The 18,851-nt window shown below is 54.7% G+C and carries 18 protein-coding genes; 8 read left to right on the top strand and 10 right to left on the bottom strand.

What is annotated here, in order from left to right; translation table 11 throughout:
• The first annotated feature begins 3 nt into the window (after window positions 1-3).
• Window positions 4-756, top strand: a complete 753-nt coding sequence (cobS, locus tag DS901_RS13305) for an adenosylcobinamide-GDP ribazoletransferase (protein ID WP_113777417.1) — start codon at window positions 4-6, stop codon at window positions 754-756.
• Here cobS and DS901_RS13300 read toward each other — a convergent pair.
• Both DS901_RS13300 and DS901_RS13295 read right to left on the bottom strand, forming a co-directional pair.
• Window positions 753-1,445 carry an FG-GAP repeat domain-containing protein gene (locus DS901_RS13300; RefSeq protein WP_113777416.1) on the bottom strand — a complete coding sequence of 231 codons (693 nt, stop codon included), beginning with the start codon at window positions 1,443-1,445 and terminating at the stop codon, window positions 753-755. The genes cobS and DS901_RS13300 overlap by 4 nt on opposite strands.
• Entirely contained in the window at window positions 1,445-1,768 is a 324-nt protein-coding gene (locus DS901_RS13295) for a 2Fe-2S iron-sulfur cluster-binding protein (RefSeq protein ID WP_113777415.1), read from the bottom strand. Before DS901_RS13295 ends, DS901_RS13300 begins: the two co-directional genes overlap by 1 nt.
• A 278-nt stretch (window positions 1,769-2,046) precedes the next feature.
• On the opposite strand from DS901_RS13295, the gene DS901_RS13290 reads away from it, so the two are divergent.
• The 3 genes from DS901_RS13290 to DS901_RS13280 are packed head-to-tail and all read left to right on the top strand — an operon-like array spanning window position 2,047 to window position 5,576.
• Entirely contained in the window at window positions 2,047-3,048 is a 1,002-nt protein-coding gene (locus DS901_RS13290) for a TAXI family TRAP transporter solute-binding subunit (protein WP_113777414.1), read from the top strand.
• A 55-nt stretch (window positions 3,049-3,103) separates the two neighbouring features.
• Entirely contained in the window at window positions 3,104-5,191 is a 2,088-nt protein-coding gene (locus tag DS901_RS13285) for a TRAP transporter permease (RefSeq protein WP_113777413.1), read from the top strand.
• 1 nt (window position 5,192) lies between these two features.
• Window positions 5,193-5,576 carry a GFA family protein gene (locus tag DS901_RS13280; RefSeq protein WP_113777412.1) on the top strand — a complete coding sequence of 128 codons (384 nt, stop codon included), beginning with the start codon at window positions 5,193-5,195 and terminating at the stop codon, window positions 5,574-5,576.
• Between the two features lie 56 nt (window positions 5,577-5,632).
• Here the strand turns inward: DS901_RS13280 and DS901_RS13275 are convergent, their stop codons facing one another.
• The 5 genes from DS901_RS13275 to rpiA form a co-directional block, all read right to left on the bottom strand.
• Window positions 5,633-7,060 (bottom strand): Do family serine endopeptidase, encoded by a 1,428-nt coding sequence (locus DS901_RS13275; RefSeq protein WP_113777447.1) that lies wholly within the window; start codon window positions 7,058-7,060, stop codon window positions 5,633-5,635.
• A 241-nt stretch (window positions 7,061-7,301) separates the two neighbouring features.
• Complete coding sequence (gene hflC, locus DS901_RS13270) at window positions 7,302-8,183, bottom strand: protease modulator HflC (RefSeq protein ID WP_113777411.1); 882 nt, start codon at window positions 8,181-8,183, stop codon at window positions 7,302-7,304.
• The gene (gene hflK / locus DS901_RS13265) at window positions 8,183-9,367 is read right to left on the bottom strand and encodes an FtsH protease activity modulator HflK (protein ID WP_113777410.1); all 1,185 of its coding nucleotides are present in this window, start codon (window positions 9,365-9,367) and stop codon (window positions 8,183-8,185) included. Before hflK ends, hflC begins: the two co-directional genes overlap by 1 nt.
• A gap of 77 nt (window positions 9,368-9,444) precedes the next feature.
• On the bottom strand, window positions 9,445-10,800 hold the full coding sequence (gene gor / locus DS901_RS13260; protein ID WP_113777446.1) for a glutathione-disulfide reductase: 1,356 nt from the start codon (window positions 10,798-10,800) through the stop codon (window positions 9,445-9,447).
• 28 nt (window positions 10,801-10,828) lie between these two features.
• Window positions 10,829-11,617 carry a ribose-5-phosphate isomerase RpiA gene (rpiA, locus tag DS901_RS13255; protein WP_113777409.1) on the bottom strand — a complete coding sequence of 263 codons (789 nt, stop codon included), beginning with the start codon at window positions 11,615-11,617 and terminating at the stop codon, window positions 10,829-10,831.
• A gap of 156 nt (window positions 11,618-11,773) precedes the next feature.
• Here rpiA and DS901_RS13250 point away from each other — a divergent pair, with 156 nt between their 5' ends.
• From DS901_RS13250 to DS901_RS13240, 3 genes are read left to right on the top strand one after another with little or no spacing between them, the layout of a single operon-like run.
• Entirely contained in the window at window positions 11,774-12,460 is a 687-nt protein-coding gene (locus tag DS901_RS13250; protein ID WP_113777408.1) for a glutathione S-transferase family protein, read from the top strand.
• On the top strand, window positions 12,460-13,833 hold the full coding sequence (locus DS901_RS13245) for an L-serine ammonia-lyase (RefSeq protein ID WP_113777407.1): 1,374 nt from the start codon (window positions 12,460-12,462) through the stop codon (window positions 13,831-13,833). Before DS901_RS13250 ends, DS901_RS13245 begins: the two co-directional genes overlap by 1 nt.
• Complete coding sequence (locus DS901_RS13240) at window positions 13,817-14,722, top strand: DMT family transporter (RefSeq protein ID WP_113777406.1); 906 nt, start codon at window positions 13,817-13,819, stop codon at window positions 14,720-14,722. The genes DS901_RS13245 and DS901_RS13240 overlap by 17 nt, the downstream gene beginning before the upstream one ends.
• On the opposite strand, the gene DS901_RS13235 is transcribed toward DS901_RS13240, so the two are convergent.
• Entirely contained in the window at window positions 14,667-15,344 is a 678-nt protein-coding gene (locus DS901_RS13235) for a thiamine diphosphokinase (RefSeq protein ID WP_113777405.1), read from the bottom strand. The two genes, DS901_RS13240 and DS901_RS13235, sit on opposite strands and share 56 nt — an antisense overlap.
• Window positions 15,345-15,465: 121 nt before the next feature.
• On the opposite strand from DS901_RS13235, the gene DS901_RS13230 reads away from it, so the two are divergent.
• The gene (locus DS901_RS13230; protein ID WP_113777404.1) at window positions 15,466-17,187 is read left to right on the top strand and encodes a hypothetical protein; all 1,722 of its coding nucleotides are present in this window, start codon (window positions 15,466-15,468) and stop codon (window positions 17,185-17,187) included.
• A gap of 57 nt (window positions 17,188-17,244) precedes the next feature.
• On the opposite strand, the gene DS901_RS13225 is transcribed toward DS901_RS13230, so the two are convergent.
• Window positions 17,245-17,460, bottom strand: a complete 216-nt coding sequence (locus tag DS901_RS13225) for a DUF2842 domain-containing protein (RefSeq protein ID WP_113777403.1) — start codon at window positions 17,458-17,460, stop codon at window positions 17,245-17,247.
• Complete coding sequence (locus DS901_RS13220; RefSeq protein WP_113777402.1) at window positions 17,460-18,752, bottom strand: adenylosuccinate synthase; 1,293 nt, start codon at window positions 18,750-18,752, stop codon at window positions 17,460-17,462. Before DS901_RS13220 ends, DS901_RS13225 begins: the two co-directional genes overlap by 1 nt.
• Window positions 18,753-18,851: the final 99 nt, after the last annotated feature.

Genomic DNA, 18,851 nt, shown 5'->3' with positions numbered 1-18,851 from the left:
TGAATGAACAATCGCGACCAAAAATTGATCGAAGTTGCGGATTTCCCTGCCGCAATGGGGCTTTTGACCCGACTGCCGGTCCCTGTGTCACAAACGCGCGCCGTCGCGCGCGGCGCGGCGGCGGCATGGGCCTATCCGTTGGCAGGTGCGTTAATCGGTATTATTCTAGCAGCGACAGTTTCGGCTTTCACTTGGATCGGCCTGCCAATCGGGATCGTCGCCGCACTGGTGATCGGCGTGAACATTATCATCACCGGCGCCATGCACGAGGACGGGTTAGCAGATAGTGCCGACGGGCTTTGGGGCGGTTGGGATCGCGCGCGCAGGCTCGAGATCATGAAAGACAGCCATATCGGAACCTATGGTGTGCTTGCGCTGGCGCTTTCATTACTGATCCGCTGGCTGGGATTGAGCGCTTTGATCGCGCTTGATATCTATTGGGCTGGGCTGGTTGCCATTGCAGTGCTTAGCCGTGGTGGGATGGTTGTGTTGATGGCCGCGATGAAGAACGCGCGCGACACCGGGCTGAGCAAAAGCGTCGGCCGCCCAACTGCCGCGACCGCATGGGTCACCATCGCGATCGCGGTGCTGATTGCTGCATTACTGGGGCAATTCGCAATGATTGTCGTGGCACCTTTTGCGGTGTTGGCTTGCGGGCTCATCGCGCGCACAAAGATCGGCGGACAAACCGGCGATATTCTAGGGGCAACCCAGCAGATCACTGAAATGACATTGCTTTTGGTGGTATTGACCTAAAATTCACAGGCCAATGCACTGGCAAAGGAACTGCGATCAACATGCGGTCCGATATCGCGTGATTGGCTGCGCCCACCCACATAGACTGTGGCGATGATACGGGTCCAATTGGCGTTGGCGGTGATCATTTCTGGACCCTGCCCACAATCACGTAAGCCGCCCGCGATGTTATCCTCGCCAATGCGGTGATTGGTCAGCCCCGGCAGGTCATGCACATGGGTCAAACCACCGTCCTCAAATCGCCAAATCCGCAATGTTTTTGCCAGATGGGGGCGGTCGATGTAAGCGACCTCAATTGCGCCATCACCGTCCAGATCCACCGCCCCAATCGGAGACAGCCAACGGTGCGTGCGGCCAATATATGGCGTCTGTGCAATTTTGCCTTCCGCCCCATAAATCGCGAGCGCGGCACCCCGCGCGATCTCCGTTTCGATCACAACGATCTCAGGTGACCCGTCGCCTGTCATATCCCAAAGGCGCGGCGCGATATCCTCAAAAACATGGGTGTTTGGCAGGGTGATTTGATAGGTTGCGCCATCCGCCACAAACCTTAGACCGCCCCATTCTACGGCGTCACCTAAGATACCATGGGCATAGCGCGTGGTCGGATCAGTGAATTCCGCTTCGGTGATGGATTGTGCGCCGGCACTAACGGGCCAAAGCGCCAAGGCAAGCGCGCAAAATCGCATCAGATTTGCTTTTCTGGCATTTGGACGCGTAGGCCGTCCAGTGCATCGGTCACCTTAATCTGGCAGGTCAGACGCGATTTAGTCGCATCGGGTTCATAGGCAAAATCAAGCATATCTTCTTCCATGCCGTCCTTGGCCGGCACCTTATCAACCCATGCATCATCCACATAGACGTGACAGGTCGAACAGGCGCAGGCCCCGCCGCAGTCAGCCTCTATGCCGGGAATGCCGTTATCGCGCGCGCCTTCCATAACGCTTAGCCCGTTTGCCACATCAACGGTGTGCTCTTTGCCGCCATATTCAACATAGGTGATTTTTGTCATTTTGCCGTCGTCCTTTGCGCATGTTCCAGCTTTGCTTCACTTTAATTCAGCTCGAATTGCTGCGCCAGCGCAAATCAAGCGCCAAGTGCCTAAAACATGACCACACGGCGCGTGCGGCTTTCCACACACCTTGCACCTAAATCCGACATGAAGCCATTACGATCACTAAGAATTTAAGTATTTTGTATAAACAGCTTGCCCCCATCGTGGCGACATAGTTTCTTAACGACGGACGCGGTCCGCAGTTGGCCGCGACGCATAATTTGGGAGAGAACATCATGTCATTGTTTAAAGCCGCAGTTGCGGCAGGTTTTGTTTTTACCGCAGCATCAGCTCAGGCCGAAGAGGCGAGCTATATCCTTGCAACCGCTTCAACCGGGGGAACCTATTACCCCGTGGGGGTCGCACTTTCGACATTGATCAAAGTGAAACTTGAACCAAGCGAAAAAATTGGGATGTCAGCGATCAGCTCTGCTGGGTCTGCGGAAAATGTCCGTTTGATTCGAGAAGGCGAAGCACAGTTTGCGATTCTCCAGGGTCTTTATGGATATTACGCCGCATCCGGCACCGGCCCGCTCGAAGAAGCTGGTCCACAAGAGCACCTGCGCTCAGTGTCCATGCTGTGGCAAAACGTCGAACAGTTTGTGGTTTCTTCGGATGCCGCTACAACGGGGACGATGGCGGACATGGTTGCCCTGAAAGGCGAGGCCGTCGCTTTGGGTAGCCAAAATTCTGGTACCATCGGGTCCAACGCGGCACTTATGTCCGGTCTTGGAGTCGATATCACCACTGAATACGAACTGGTTTACGGCGGCTACGGCCCATCAGCAGAAGCCCTGCAAAACGGTCAAGTTAAAGGCATCAACACGCCCGCAGGCGTGCCAACAGGCGCAATCAGCCAATTGATGGCCGCCGCAGGTGATAGTGTCACGATGCTGTCGTTCACTGACGAAGAATTGGCTGCCGCAGACGCGGGACGTGAATTGTGGACACCTTACTTGATCCCTGCGGGCACTTATCCAGGGCAAGAGGCTGACGTGAATACAATCGCTCAGCCAAACTTCTTGGCTACACACGCGGACCTGCCCGAAGAAAACGTCTATCAGATCACCAAAGCGATCTATGAAAACCTGCCCTTCCTGCAGGCAATTCACCCAGCAACCAAAGTGATGGCGATCGAATCAGCCATTGCTGGTCTTCCCGTGCCGCTGCACGCTGGCGCGGTGCGCTACTATCAAGAGGTTGGGGTCGAAATCCCTGATCGCCTGATCGCAGAATAAACTCTCTTTTGGCCCGCTGGAAACAACGGGCCATTATTGTCTCTAAGGAAATCCCATGTCCGATGAACGCCCTGCCGAGGGTTTGGCGCAGCGCGCCTTTACTGGCCTGCCCAATATCGCCCTCTCTGTCTTGTGTTTTTTGATCGCTGTTGGCCACATTTATGTGGCCTTTGATCCGATCATCTCTGAAACACAACGCAATGCCTATCACTTTGCTGGCTTCGCATTTCTGGCAGCTGTGCTGCATCCGATGATCGCAGGCAAAACCCGCAGCCTCGGCCTTCTGGCGTTTGACCTGTGCTTTGGCCTGTTAATCGCCGCATCTGCGATCTATCTGCCCTATGCCGAGCAAGGTGTTCACGAACGCGGCGTCAAATTTGTGACATTGGATTGGATTGCAGCCGGTATTTGCGTGATTGGTGCCATTGAATTAACACGCCGGCTGACCGGTTGGGTCATTCCGATTCTCATTATTGCGGCACTGACCTACATCGGGTTCTGGGGCAAATATATCGGCGGCGTATTTTCATTTCCGGGCCTGAAATGGGAATCAATCGCGTTTCGGTCGATCTATGGTGACGATGCGATGTTTGGAACAATCGCGCGGATTTCATCGACTTACGTATTTTTGTTCATCATCTTTGGTGCCTTCTTGCTGCGTTCAGGCGCGGGCGATTTTGTGATCAATATTGCACGGGCCGTCGCAGGCCGCATGGTTGGCGGGCCGGGTATCGTGGCTGTCATCGCATCGGGCCTCACAGGGACAATTTCCGGTTCAGCCGTGGCGAACACGGCATCAACGGGCGTCATCACAATTCCGCTGATGAAAAAGGCCGGGTTTCCGGCCAAATTCGCAGGCGGGGTCGAAGCCGCCTCATCCACCGGGGGGCAACTCATGCCGCCGATCATGGGGGCTGGCGCCTTTGTGATGGCGAGCTTTACGCAAATTCCTTATGAAACCATCGTTGCAGTCGCTGCGCTCCCCGCATTGCTGTATTTTCTATCGGTCACATTTTTCGTCCGAATTGAAGCCCGCCGCTTGGGTCTAAAGCCAATGGAAAACGATGGCCAAACACTCGGTTCGGCTTTCAAAAAGGGTGGCGCGAGCTTTATCCTCCCTATTAGCTTGCTAATCGGTTTGTTGGTGGCCGGGTACACCCCTGCCTATGCAGCCGTGTACGGCATCGTGGCTGTGGTCGGCGCAAGTTGGCTGACCGAAAACCGCATGGGGCCATCTGCTGTCGCCGAGGCCATGATCATGGGCACAAAAGGTATGATTATGACGGCTGTGTTGCTGTGCGCCGTTGGTCTGGTTGTGAACGTGATTGCGACCGCGGGAATAGGCAACACATTCAGTCTCATGATTTCCAATTGGGCGGGTGGGAACCTGCTTGTCGCCATCGTCTTGGTCGCTATCGCCAGCCTTGTACTGGGCATGGGGTTGCCTGTAACGGCGGCCTATATCGTGCTGGCCACGTTATCAGCCCCTGCGCTTGCTGGGATGATTAGCGACCGCTTCGTGATCGAAGCACTAGCGGCCGGCACATTGGGCGACGCAGGCAATGCGATATTGATGTTTGGCATTCCCGATCCATCGGTGCTTGCCGGACCGTTGACCGGCGCAGAGGCTGCCGCGATCATTAAGACCTTGCCGCTTGAAGTCGCAGCCCCCCTGCGCGATCTCGTAGTGCCGCAAGAAGTGGCGATGGCCGCGCTGCTTTCGGCGCACATGATCATCTTTTGGCTATCCCAAGACAGTAACGTCACCCCCCCCGTAGCCTTGGCCGCCTTTACGGCGGCGGCCATCGCCAAGGCACCAGCAATGGCGACTGGCTTTGCGAGTTGGAAGCTGGCCAAAGGGCTTTATATTGTGCCGCTTATGATCGCTTATACCCCGTTTCTATCAGGCGACTGGGGGGTGATGGTTATGATCTTTGCCTTCGGCGTCGTTGGGATTTACGCGATCGCGGCAGCCTTGCAAGGCTGCATGGAACAACCTGTCGGGTTGCCTATTCGGGCGTTGCTACTGGTTGTCGGTGCGGCTTGCATTTGGCCCGCACCAATCTGGGCACATCTGATTGCAGCCGCTATCGTGATCGGGCTGCTCATCTGGAACCGCCGCGACATGCCGCAGGCGGCATGACATGGCACACAGTGGCAGTTGCATGTGTGGGGCGATTTCATTTGAAATCGCCGCCGACATCACCACAGGCAATGCCTGCCATTGCACAAGCTGCCGCAAACAATCTGGGCACTATTGGGCGTCGGTGGATGTTGCACGCGACGCGCTGACAATCACCGGCGCAGAACATGTTGTCTGGTATCAATCCTCTGAAAAGGTTCGGCGCGGGTTTTGCGACACCTGCGGGTCAACCTTGTTTTGGGACCCTGTGTTCCAAGATTGGACGGCCGTCGCCATGGGCGCATTTGACAGCCCAACCCAGATGAAGCTGTCGCTGCATATCTATGTCAGCGAAAAAGGCGACTATTACGACATTGGCGACGAGTTGCCGCAAAACGAAACATAAAAAAAGGCGGGCCGCATATCATGCGGCCCGCCTTTTTTCGTGAGTGGTTGTTTCGTTTACTCGTCGAGCGGCAGCGCGACAAAGCGCGGATCGCCGCCGCGACGCACAAGCATCAGTAACGATTTGCGCCCGCCATCTTTCGCCTCTTGGATACGGCTTTCAAGATCGGTGATCGCCGTTACAGGCTGTTGCCCCGCTTCGGTAATGACATCGCCTTCAAGCAACCCTTTTGATGCCGCTTCAGAGCTTGGGTTGATCGCCGTGATCACGAGACCTTCAGCGATATCCAAACCGAACTGATCGGACAGCTCCGGCGTCACAGGTGACAACACCAGACCCAAAATTTCGGCATCTTCGGGGGCGATTTCAGGCTCTTCAGTTGACGCTGGGAATGCCACTGCTTCGGATGTTTCGCGGCGACCAAGTACCACAGTCAATTCATCCAATTCACCATTGCGCAACACTGTCACAGGCACTTCTTTGCCGACAGGCGAATTACCAACGATGCGAACCAATTCGCGGGTGTCTTCGATTGCAACGCCATCAAAGTTAACGATCACATCACCAGCCAGCATTTCAGCGTCTTCAGCAGGGCCAGGCGGCACATCTGTAACCAAAGCGCCGCGCGCCACTTCAAGCCCGTCAATCGCATCAATCATATCAGGCGTGACGTCTTGGATGCGTACACCCAACCAGCCGCGACGGGTTTCGCCAAATTCGATCAATTGATCGACAACGTTTTCCACGACAGCAGATGACATCGCAAAGCCGATCCCGATAGATCCCCCATTGGGTGACAAGATCGCCGTGTTCACGCCAACAACGTCACCGTCCATATTGAACAATGGACCACCAGAGTTCCCACGGTTAATCGCCGCATCCGTCTGGATGTAATCATCATAGGTGCCTTGCAGCGAACGGTTACGTGCGGACACAATCCCAGCAGAGACAGAGAACCCCTGCCCCAACGGGTTACCCATTGCCATCACCCAATCGCCAACACGTGCACCAACCGCGTTGCTGTCGCCGAATTGCACATATGGTAAATCTTCGAGATCAACTTTAAGCACTGCGATATCTGTGTTTGGATCAGTGCCGATCAGTTCAGCAGGTACACCTTCTTCGCCACCGGGGAAGAACTCAATCAAGATCTCATCCGCGTCCTCGATCACGTGGTTGTTGGTGACGATGTAGCCATCCGACGAGATCACAAAACCTGATCCCAACGCAGACGAGCGCTGCGCGCCGCCATCCGGACCCCGATCAAGATCGTTAAAGAAATCCTCAAATGGGGACCCTTCGGGCAACAGATCACCCGGCCCTGTCCGGCCAGCAATGACTGTCGAAGTCGTGATATTGACCACTGACGGGCTAATCTGTTCGGCCAGATCTGCAAATGTTGCAGGACGTTCTTGGGCCTGCACGGCAGAGATTTGGCCCAATACGAACAGCACTGCCAATGTGAGCATAGCAAAACCTGCCATAAACAGACGGCGCGCTTGGCCGTGATCTTGCTGGAGTGCGATTGCCTTAGATTTCACTGTGTTAACTCCTCATCTGTTAACGGGCGCGCGTCAGCGCAATTCTATATACTATACTGCGCCAATGCAGGGAAAACATTCAACACAAACTATGTCACCTGCTTGTGATCTTTCGCGCATTATTTGTAAAAAAAGGGTCAGCGTTGCGGCTGACCCTTTCAAACTTTAAACGAAATGCGTTGCGCTATTCAGCAACCACATTCCCAGTATCTGACTTCAGATAGTTAAAGAATGCATTGTCAGGTGAAAGCACCATGGTCGTATTCCCACCTTGCAGCGCCGTCTGATACGCCGTCATAGAACGGTAGAACTCAAAAAATTCTGGGTCCGCGCCAAAAGCTTCGGCGAAAATACGGTTGCGTTCCGCGTCTGCCTCACCACGGGTAACAAGTGCCATCCGGCGCGCTTCAGAGCTAAGTTCAACCGCTGTACGATCAGCAGAGGCCTGAATACGCTGTTGCGCTTCACGGCCACGGGCGCGCAAATCGGCAGCTTCTTCGTCACGTTCCGCGATCATACGGGCAAAAGTTGCCTTTTGGTTTTCGTCAGGAAGATCTGTGCGTTTGAGGCGCACATCAATGATCGTCAACCCAAGGTTTTCTGCCCGCGTGTTGGTCCGGTCCCGAATTCGGTTCATCAACGTCACCCGATCGACTGACAAAATGTCATTTGATGTGACCGACCCCAAAACTTCACGGATACTATCGTCAAGAATGGTATCTAGCGACCGTTCCGCGCTGGCCTGCCCGCCAGAACCGACAGCTTGCCGGAACTTGGTAACGTCCGCGATACGGTAACGCGCGAAGGCGTCCACGATGAGAGGGCGGTTATCTTGTGGAATCAGGCGAATGGGTGCCGGGTCACGCGACAAGATAAGGTCGCTATAGGGCACGACTTCGTCCAGCAGGGGGAATTTAAACGCCAGCCCTGGATCTTCATGCACAGCAACAACGCGACCAAAACGCAGCACCAGTTTCTTTTCACGCTCATCAACGATGAACATTGAAGACAGACCGATCAGCAATAAGACAGCCAACACAGGGAGAATAAAAATGGACCGTTTCATTAGTTTGACCCTCCTGAGCGGCGGATTTCATTCAGCGGGAGATAAGGAACAACGCCTTGCCCGCCACCTTCGTTTTCATCAAGCAAAATCATATCAACACCGCCGATGACCTGTTCAAGCGTTTCCAGATAAATTCGCTTACGGGTTACCTCGGGCGCCAGTTGGTATTGTTCCAGTACGGCTGTAAACCGCGATGCTTCACCAAGCGCGTTGTTGACGACCTCTGCACGATAACCTTCAGCCTGTTCAACGATTTGCGCGGCTTCACCACGCGCTTCGGCGACAACACGGTTCGCATAAGCGTCGGCAACGTTTTGTAGACGTTCGCCTTCTTGTTCGGCGTTCTGGACTTCGCTGAACGCATCAAACGGTGACCGCATTGAAACTGCGCCGTTAAGGTCAGTGACTTCAACAGCGATATCAGGTGCTTGGGTTTTGTTGAGGTTGACCCGCACAATATTTACGCCACTTTCATATTCGGTAAGTGTTTGCTGGATCAGCAATTCAAGCTGTTCACTAATTTGACCACGGTTCGTGTTCAAGATTGGCGTCAATTCTGACTGTGCGATGATTTCGCGCATCGCTGATTCCGAGACCGCACGGATGGTGGCCTCTGGATCTTCGAGCGTAAATTTGAAATCGGCAGGGTTGTCGACATTCCAAACAACTTGGAAATCAACATCAACAATGTTTTCATCGCCTGTCAGCATGAAACCTGCTTCTTGGCCGCTGCTTGACGTGCCAATCGCAATCCGTCTTTCTTCGGTCACGGGAACAATTTCGTATTTCACAATGGGCCAAGGCGCAAAGTTCAGGCCCGGTTCACCAACTTGGGTGAATTCCCCTAGAAACAGTTCAATCGATTTTTCTTCAGGTTTGACGGTATAAGTTGAGGCAAACAGCCAAAGCGCGGCTGCGCCAAAGATACCCAGAGCAACCATACCACGGGTTATTTCGGGGCCTTCGCCGCCGCTACCACTGCCAGCAGGACGGTTGCCGCCGTTGTCACCACGGCCGCCCATGAGAACGCGCAATTGTTCGCGGCCTTTATTCACCAGCTCATCAATTTCGGGGATTCCCGCGTCGTTGCCGGGTTTGCGCCCGTCATTGCGGTTGCGATCTTCGTCATCGCTGCCGCCATTGTTTCCGCCGCCGCCCCATGGGCCACCTGAATTTCCTGCCATCTTGTATCTCAGCTTCCTTTATTCATGACCCATCGTGCTGGGCTATCTTATGCCATGTGTGCCCAAAAACTGCAAAATCAAGCAGTGCGGACGGGTTCTTTCATTGTCACCAGCTCTTCGGCCATTGTTGGGTGGACGGCAACTGTACGATCAAAATCTTCTTTCGTCGCCCCCATCTTTACGGCGATACCTGCCAGTTGGATCATTTCGCCGGCATGATCAGCGACGATATGACATCCAAGCACTTTACGGGTGTCAGCACAGACGATCAGTTTCATCAAAACGCGATCTTCGCGGCCCGCAAAGCTATGGTTCATCGGCTTAAACGACGAACAATACACCTCAATCGGGCCTTTTTCGGCGGCTTCTTCTTCGCTTAGACCGATTGTGCCTAGTTCTGGCTGCGTAAACACGGCGGATGGGATTAGGTCGTGATCCGCCGCCGTTGGATTGCCTTTAAACACAGTTTCAACAAAGGCCATCGCCTCGCGGATTGCGACAGGGGTCAGTTGCACACGGTCTGTCACATCCCCAATGGCAAAGATTGACGGCACTTTGGTTTGGCTGAACTTATCGACGATGATCTCGCCTTTGCGGCCCAATTCGACGCCAACATTCTCAAGTCCAAGATTGTCCGAGTTCGGCGCACGGCCCGTTGCGAACATGACTTGGTCATACATGGTTTCGCCACCGCAAGTAGCCTTGACCCAAAACCCAGCGTCGCGTTTTTCCATTTCGACAATATTCGTCCCTAGATGCAAATCAACGCCCTTGGCGCGCATCCCATCAGCGACAAGCCCGCGGGCCTCGCCGTCGAATCCACGCAAAATCTGTTCGCCGCGATAGAATTGCGTCACCTTCACGCCAAGTCCATTCAAGATGCCTGCGAATTCAGACGCGATATACCCGCCACCAACGATCAAGATCGATTTTGGCATCTCATCAAGGTTGAATATTTCGTTTGACGTAATCCCATGCTCCGAACCTGGCATATCTGGCACAACAGGGCGGCCACCTGTAGCGATCAAGATATGTTTTGCGGTGATATCGCGCCCAGTTGATAGGGTGACCGTATGCGCATCTTTGATCGTCGCCCGGGCGTCAAAAATTTCAACGTCAGAGCCATTTAGCAACTTGCGATAGATGCCTTCAAGGCGGTTCAGCTCTGCGTCCAATTTACCGCGAAAGCGCGACCAATCGAAACCACCTGCGGTCAAATCCCAGCCATAGGCGCGCGCATCCTCGAACATTTCAGAATAGCCAGATGCAAATACCATCAGTTTTTTCGGCACGCAGCCACGGATCACACAGGTCCCGCCCATGCGGAATTCTTCGGCCAAAGCGACCTTCGCGCCTTGGGCCGCGGCGACACGACCAGCGCGCACGCCGCCCGATCCACCACCGATGACAAACAGGTCATAATCAAACGTCATTTTAGTCTCCATTCGTCATCCGAGGATATTAGTCATCCAAATCGGCAAAAATATTATCATCGTCGCGCAGGTCAAACCGCACAACCTCTTCGCCATCATTGTCCATGTCGCGCACATCAACGCGCCCGTCGCCATAGCCAATGATCACGACGTCACAGATATCAATGAAAAGACCGTTTTCAACCAGACCCGGAATTTGGTTGAGCGCGAGGCTCAATTGTTGGGGGTTTCCGATGCGTTTCAGGTGCAGGTCAAAAATGAAATTACCTTCGTCAGAAACGAACGGGGCATCACCATTCATGCGCTGTGTAATTTCGCGCCCGAGCACATCCATGTTGATCAGTGTTTCTTCGATCAATTTTTTCGTGATCTGCGCACCAAAAGGGATCACCTCAACCGGGAGCGGAAAAGCACCCAGCGTATCGACCTTTTTGCTAGCATCCGCGATGACGATCATCCGGTCGCTTGCAGTCGCAACGACTTTCTCTTGCAGATGCGCCCCCCCGCCGCCCTTAATCAGGGTCAGGTCGTTGTCATATTCGTCAGCTCCATCGATGGTGACGTCCAGCCATTTGGCCTCATCAAGCGTTACAACTTCGATCCCAACCTTGCGCGCCAATTTTGCGGTGCGGGTAGATGTTGGGACGCCTTTGATTTTTAGCCCGTCCTCGCGGACCATTTCACCAAGACATTGCACCAACCAAGCCGCAGTTGATCCGGTACCCAGACCCACCTTCATGCCGGTTTCGACATATTCCGTTGCTTGCTTTGCCGCGAGAAATTTTGCCCGATCAATCGGTGACAATTCACTAGCCATCTTTACATTCCCTCAAATTCCCTCCGATGGTATAGGCAAGATACGGCCCGGGCGCGAGACCCATTTGCCGTTATTATTCCAAGGTTTGCTACGTTTTTTGAGCCAAGGTGTCGCATTTGGGCCGCGTCGGGCAAAATCATACGCTAGGGTTTGCGCATGAACTCCGAATTTCGCCTTCACTATGCCCCCGATAACGCATCGCTTTGTCTGCGTATTGCGTTGCTTGAAATGGGCCTGACGTTCGACCCAATATTGGTAGACCGCCGGCAAAATGCGCAAAAGTCAGCGCAGTTTTTGTCAATGAATCCAAATGGTTTAATCCCTGTTCTTGAAACACCGGATGGTCCGATGTTCGAAACAGCCGCGATTTTACTTTGGCTGGCGGACCGCACGCAAATGATGATACCGCCACAAGATAGCCCTGCCCGCGTGCCCGCGCTCCAATGGTTGTTTTGGCTGTCGAACACATTGCACGGCACCCTGCGTATGCTGTTCTACCCCGATCAATACGGGGCCGACGACCCAGAAAAATTGCGCGTTGTGACCCGGACGCGGCTGATTGCGCAGCTTGATCTTCTGGAAAATGCCTCCACGACTCCGTGGCGTGACGCTGATGTCCCATCGATTCATGGCTGCTATCTGGCCCCAATGCTGCGGTGGTCCGCGCTATATGGTGGGTCAACCGACTGGTTCGACCTGTCCCGCTGGCCCAATCTGCAGGCTTTCGCAAAACGCATAGAGACCCGCCCCGCAGTGATCACAGCCGCTAAATCCGAAGGGCTGGGATTAACCCCGATCTCTGCCCCATTCCCCTGTGTGCCCCCCGAAGGAAGTGCGCTCTAATGTTCTTATCCGTCTTTGATATGTTCAAGGTGGGTGTTGGCCCTTCGTCGTCACATACGATTGGACCGATGGTCGCCGCGGCCCGGTTCCTTGACCACCTGCGCGCGCAACCATTTAAGGTCGCTGGTTTACACGCATCGCTGCACGGCAGTCTCGCGTTCACGGGCGTCGGCCATGCGACTGACCGCGCGGTCATCCTTGGGCTCGCGGGGTTTCGGGCGGATGATTATGACGCAGATAAAGCCGAGGCCGAGCTGACGCGGATTAAGAAAGAAAATAATGTGCAGCCAGAAGGGCTTGGCACCTTACAGTTCCACCACAAAGAGAACCTTATTTTTGATTATGGCCCCGCACTTCCCGGTCACGCAAATGGGATGGTTTTGGCCGGAACTGACGCACAGGGCGATATACTTACCCAAGTGACTTACTATTCAATTGGGGGCGGTTTTATTCTTACGGATGCGGAGCTTGCGGCAGGCAAAGACACAGACGATGGCCCGCCCGTGCCCTTTCCATTCCACAGCGCAGACGCGATGATGCAAATGGCCCAAACATCTGGAAAATCCATTGCCCAAATGAAGCGCGCGAATGAAATGTCGCGCATATCGGGCGCTGACCTAGATCGGGGTCTTGACCGGGTTTGGGAGGTCATGAACAACTGCATTGACCGTGGGCTGACCAACGAAGGCACCCTGCCCGGTGGTCTGAACGTGCGCCGCCGCGCAAAGGGTATTTATGACGCGTTGATGGCGGAACGCGGGATGAACCTGACCGCCCCACATACGATAAACGACTATATGTCGACCTACGCAATGGCCGTGAACGAAGAAAACGCAGCGGGCGGTCAGGTCGTCACGGCCCCGACAAACGGTGCCGCAGGCGTCGTACCTGCGACGATCCGCTATTGGTTGGATCATGTTCCGGGCGCGACCAGCACGCGCGTGCCCGAATTTTTGCTAACGGCGGCGGCAATTGGCGGGTTGATCAAATTCAACGCCTCGATCTCGGGTGCGGAATGTGGCTGTCAGGCCGAGGTCGGCAGTGCCGCCGCAATGGCTGCGGCAGGACTGGCCGCTGTGATGGGCGGCAGCCCGGAACAGATCGAAAACGCTGCTGAAATCGCGCTGGAACATCACCTTGGGATGACCTGCGACCCGGTCAAAGGTCTTGTGCAAGTGCCCTGCATTGAACGCAATGGGCTGGGCGCGATCAAAGCTGTGTCCGCCGCATCGCTCGCCTTGCGCGGGGATGGTAAGCATCTTGTGTCGCTAGATGTGGCCGTCGAAACCATGCGCCAGACTGGCGTGGATATGTCTGAAAAATATAAAGAAACTGCGCTTGGCGGTTTGGCTGTGAATGTCCCAAACTGCTGATCGCCCATTTCTAGGAATCATGTTGATGCTGGCGTTTTGCGTTCTGGCCCCACTTGGGGACAGCATGGCGAAACTGCTTGGCGGAACAGTGTCGCTGAACATGCTTGTCTTTGTGCGCTTTGCGGTACAGGCAATCTTACTTGCGCCGCTCGTCTGGCACAGCGGTATGGGCTTTACGCTCCCCAAGGGGACGCTGCATTGGACCCTACTGCGCACCGCGCTGCATATCGCTGGGATCGGGCTGATGTTCAGTGCCTTGCGCTATTTACCGCTCGCTGATGCGCTTGCCATCGCCTTTGTGATGCCCTTTATCATGTTGATTTTAGGTCATTTTGTGATGGGTGAAGTCGTTGGAAAACACCGCATGATCGCCTGTATGATTGGGTTCATTGGAACCTTGCTCGTGATTCAGCCAAATTTCGTAGAGGTCGGGCCGCCTGCGTTGCTGCCTTTGGGTGTCGCCCTTGTCTTCGCGCTTTTTATGATGGTCACCCGCAAAATCGCGCAACAGATCGACGCGGTGAAGCTGCAAGCCATAAGCGGCCTGCAGGCCTGCGCCCTTTTGTTTCCTGTTATTATGTTTAAGTCCGCCGAAATCACTGCGTTGGACAGCGGAGCAATCGCCATGCTTCTTGTTCTTGGCGTCATCGGCACTTTGGCGCATTTGTTCATGACCTGGAGCCTGCGTTTTGCACCCGCCTCAACGCTTGCGCCAATGCAATATCTGGAAATCCCCTTTGGCACGGCCATTGGTTGGGCCGTCTTTGCTGATCTGCCGAACGGGCTGGCAACAATCGGAATTTTCATCACAATGGCCGCAGGGCTTTATGTGATTATTCGCGAAGGGCGGCTTTCTGTGCAAGCGACAAAAGCGCCGCCGGCATCGTAATCAGCAACGGCCCATCGGTCTGCACGGTGATCGGACCCGCAACCTCGTTTGAGGAGCTGATAAACCCAGTTGGTTGCATATCTTGATCCGAAAACGACCAGCGCAACCCCGTCGCGGTCACCCGGCACGCTGCAAGCGGCATCAAAGACATGCGCGTGCCCACCGGCGGCGCAATCCGTGTTTCGCCGGCCCGTGCCACAAAGCAAAGGTCGGTGTCATCAAGCAAAATTATCGCCCGCGATTGATAGCGTGCTAGCACGTTCAAAACCGCCAAGACATGATCCATGCGCCCCCCGGTAAAGCCCAGAGCAATGACCATTGGCGCCTCTACACGGCTTAGCGCTTTTTCGAAATCTGTCGTGGATTGCTCTGCGATAGGGTGAAGCCGCCCAGCAAATGTGGCACGGGCGTGATCAGAAATACTGTCGAGGTCACCGACCACCACCGCAGGCGTGATCCCCGCTGCGAGCAAGTGGTCAGCCCCACTGTCAACGGCAACAAATTGATCAACTATCGGTAAAATAGACGAAATAACCTGCGCAGAGACCCTTGCGCCCCCGACCAAGCAAACCGTATGGTTACGCGAAACAATCAACGGTTCCAGCAAAGATTCAACACCCATTCACAAACATTCCCTAAAAGGGACATAAAATGATCCGGAATGTCACCGCAACGTAAATCTAACTAAGAACACACGTCCGCCGAGCAGACGGACCCCGAAAATCGAAGAAAGCGCTTTACCAATGACAAAGAGTACGCAGATTTTAGACGTCGCCTATGGGACATTTTCCTGCCGACTTGAAGGTTTTGAAGATTCGGTTGAGACGATGAAAACTGTCGTTTCCTATTTTCACGACCTCGCTGGCCATGATCGTTTCATGGATGTCGAACCGCAAGCGCCTGACATGGAAACGCTTGCGCTGCTAACTGCTGAGCAAGCAGGCACAGATATCGAGATCGCAGGCGAAGGTCAAAATGTCACGCTGCGCGCGGCTGACGATGAAGAAGATGATGTGGATTTGGTCGCCGAGGACGATGTTCAGGACGATGCTGAAGTTGCTGAAGAAATCGAAAACATTGCTGTCGATGAGGCTGATGATATCGACGACACGCCAGAAAACGTTTTTGAAGAAGATGATGATGATGAAGACGATCCCATTGTTCTAACTGACGCCGATGATGACGAAGCCTTTGACGACGACGATTTTGGCAACATCACCGAGGCAGATGATTACGTCGAAGATTTAGAAGAGTTTGACGACGACGCGCCGCTTGCCGCTGAAACGGTCGAAACCGTAGAGTCCGACGACGTTGATGATGAAGAGGAAGAAAGCATTGCCGCCAAGCTTCAGCGCATTCGCGCCGTTGTCGGCCGTGGTCACGTGCAAGCCCCCTCTGCCCCTGTCGAGTCGGATGATGGCCTTGATAGCGATGAAGAAGGTGACGACGATGCGCCCGCAGTGAACCCTTTGGCGCAACGGCTTGCTGACCTTGCCAAACGCAACGCAGAGTTCGCTGCTCAGGACGAAGAAGCAGATGCAGAAAGTGAAGAGCCAAACGCAGCGGAAGAGTTTGCCGCTGCGGACGACGAAGATGAAGCGATCTTTTTAGAAGCCGAGGTTTCCTCCGAAGCCGCAGACGAAGAAATGGATGACGATTCACAAGAAGACGTCGCCCATGATCCGCTGGTTCTAACAGCGGCCCCGCAAACGGACGAAGACGCGCCCGAAGAATTTGAAGAAGACGACGCCGAGGTGGACGTGGATTCGTTTGATCTGTCAGCTGAATTGAGCGAAGTCACCCGCGAAATCGAAGCCCGCGACGCAACCCGCCCCAAAAGTGCGGATCTTCCCGATAGCCCTGAAACCGCATTTACCCGCATACTGAACCAAACCGACGAGCACCTCAACGCGCCAGAGGGCCGTCGCCACCGCGATGCATTTGCACAGCTTAAGGCGGCTGTTGCGGCAACCGAAGCCGCGCGCGAACTTGGCGATGACAGCCCCACCGATGCAAAAGACAATGCTTTCCGCGAAGATCTTGGCGCGCATGATGCCGAAGAAAAACCAGCGACCCCGGCACCGTTGCAATTGGTCCCATCGGCGACCACCGACGCACCAACGGATGCTGCGGCAGACCGTTTGCGTCAAATCGCCGCCAAGGTCGAAGAAAACATGGCGCCCACATCTGGAGGGTTTGCCGAATTCGCGGCCGAACAAGGCGCGACCGAACTGGATGATCTGCTCGAGGCGGCTGCCGCCTATATCTCCTTTGTCGAAGGCGATGATGATTTCTCGCGCCCGCAGGTCATGAAGAAAGTGCAAAGCGCGTCTCAAGAAGAGGTAAGCCGCGAAGACGGGTTGCGTCAATTTGGTCGCCTACTGCGCCAGAACAAGATCGTGAAATTGAACAACGGCCGCTTCCAAGTCGCTGAAAGCACACGGTTTCGGCCCAGCGGCACCTAAATAGCAAACCCTAGAACACAAAGAAGGCGCGGGATAATCCTCGCGCCTTCTTTGTGTTTATGCATCCGGATCAGGTTGCCCGATCCCTTTGAACACCCATTTGATGGGGAATATCCACGCCACGCCAAGCAGCACATAGATCAGCAGCTCAATCGGCTTTGAGAACCCCGGCGCGATCCCCATCATAGTGACCGCCAGCACGATATAGGCGGGCAGCCCGATGACTAAAATAAACAGCGCGAGCCGTTTGCGGGCTTTATATCCCACCGCCATCAGTCTGCGAACGGGTCGGTAACAAGGATGGTGTCTTCACGTTCTGGAGATGTGGACACCAATGCAACCGGACAATCGATCAGTTCTTCGATACGGCGCACGTATTTGATTGCCTGCGCAGGAAGGTCAGCCCAAGAGCGTGCGCCCTCAGTCGATTCGGACCAGCCATCGATCTCCTCATAAACGGGGGTACAGCGCGCCTGTTCGTCGGCGGCAGTCGGCAGGTAATCTAAAGACTTGCCGTCAAGCTCGTAGCCCACGCAAATTTTAAGCGTCTCAAATCCGTCGAGCACGTCCAGTTTGGTCAAAGATATCCCCGACACGCCCGATGTCGCGCATGTCTGGCGAACAAGGCAGGCATCAAACCAGCCGCAGCGGCGCTTGCGGCCTGTTGTGGTGCCAAATTCATGACCACGCTCACCCAGACGCTGCCCATCGGCATCGTCCAGCTCTGTTGGGAAAGGGCCTTCGCCGACGCGAGTTGTGTAGGCTTTGACGATACCAAGCACAAAATCAATTGCGCCCGGCCCGACACCCACGCCCGTGGCGGCTTGGCCAGCGATGACATTGGATGAGGTCACAAACGGGTAGGTCCCGAAATCAATATCCAAAAGCGCACCCTGCGCACCCTCAAACAAAATGCGCTTTCCGGCTTTGCGTTTTTCGTTGAGCACTTTCCACACCGGCGCCGCGTATTGCAGAATTTCTGCTGCAACTTCACGAAGTTGCGCAAGAATGCCGTCGCGATCAATTGGATCAAGCCCAAGCCCGCGGCGCAATGCATCATGGTGCACCAGCGCCCGATCAAGACGCAGTTCAAGCGTCGCCGCATCAGCCAAATCGGCAACACGGATCACGCGGCGGCCAACCTTATCTTCATAGCAAGGACCAATACCGCGCCCTGTCGTGCCGATTTTCGCGACCGAATTTTGGTTTTCGCGGGCACGATCCAATTCGCCATGGAACGGCAGGATCAGCGGCGTGTTTTCGGCGATCATCAGCGTTTCAGGGGTAATGGACACACCCTGCGCACGGATCGTTTCGATTTCTTTGAGCAGGTGCCAAGGGTCCAGCACAACACCATTGCCGATCACCGACAGCTTACCACCGCGTACAACACCAGATGGCAGCGCGTGCAGCTTATAGACCTCGCCATCAACAACCAAAGTGTGACCCGCGTTGTGCCCGCCTTGAAAGCGCGCAATGACGTCGGCCCGCTCTGAAAGCCAGTCAACGATTTTGCCTTTGCCTTCATCGCCCCACTGGGCACCAACAACAACCACATTTGCCATAAGAATACGTCCTTTTTGAACTTCGTGCCCCCTATATCGTTGCAAGCCCATATGGGGAACCGCAAATTTACGCCTATCTGCTAGACAGCACGTAATCAG

It is taken from the genome of Loktanella sp. D2R18, from assembly GCF_003318235.1.
GTDB lineage: Bacteria > Pseudomonadota > Alphaproteobacteria > Rhodobacterales > Rhodobacteraceae > Yoonia.
This window is presented reverse-complemented; position numbering and strand designations above follow the sequence as displayed.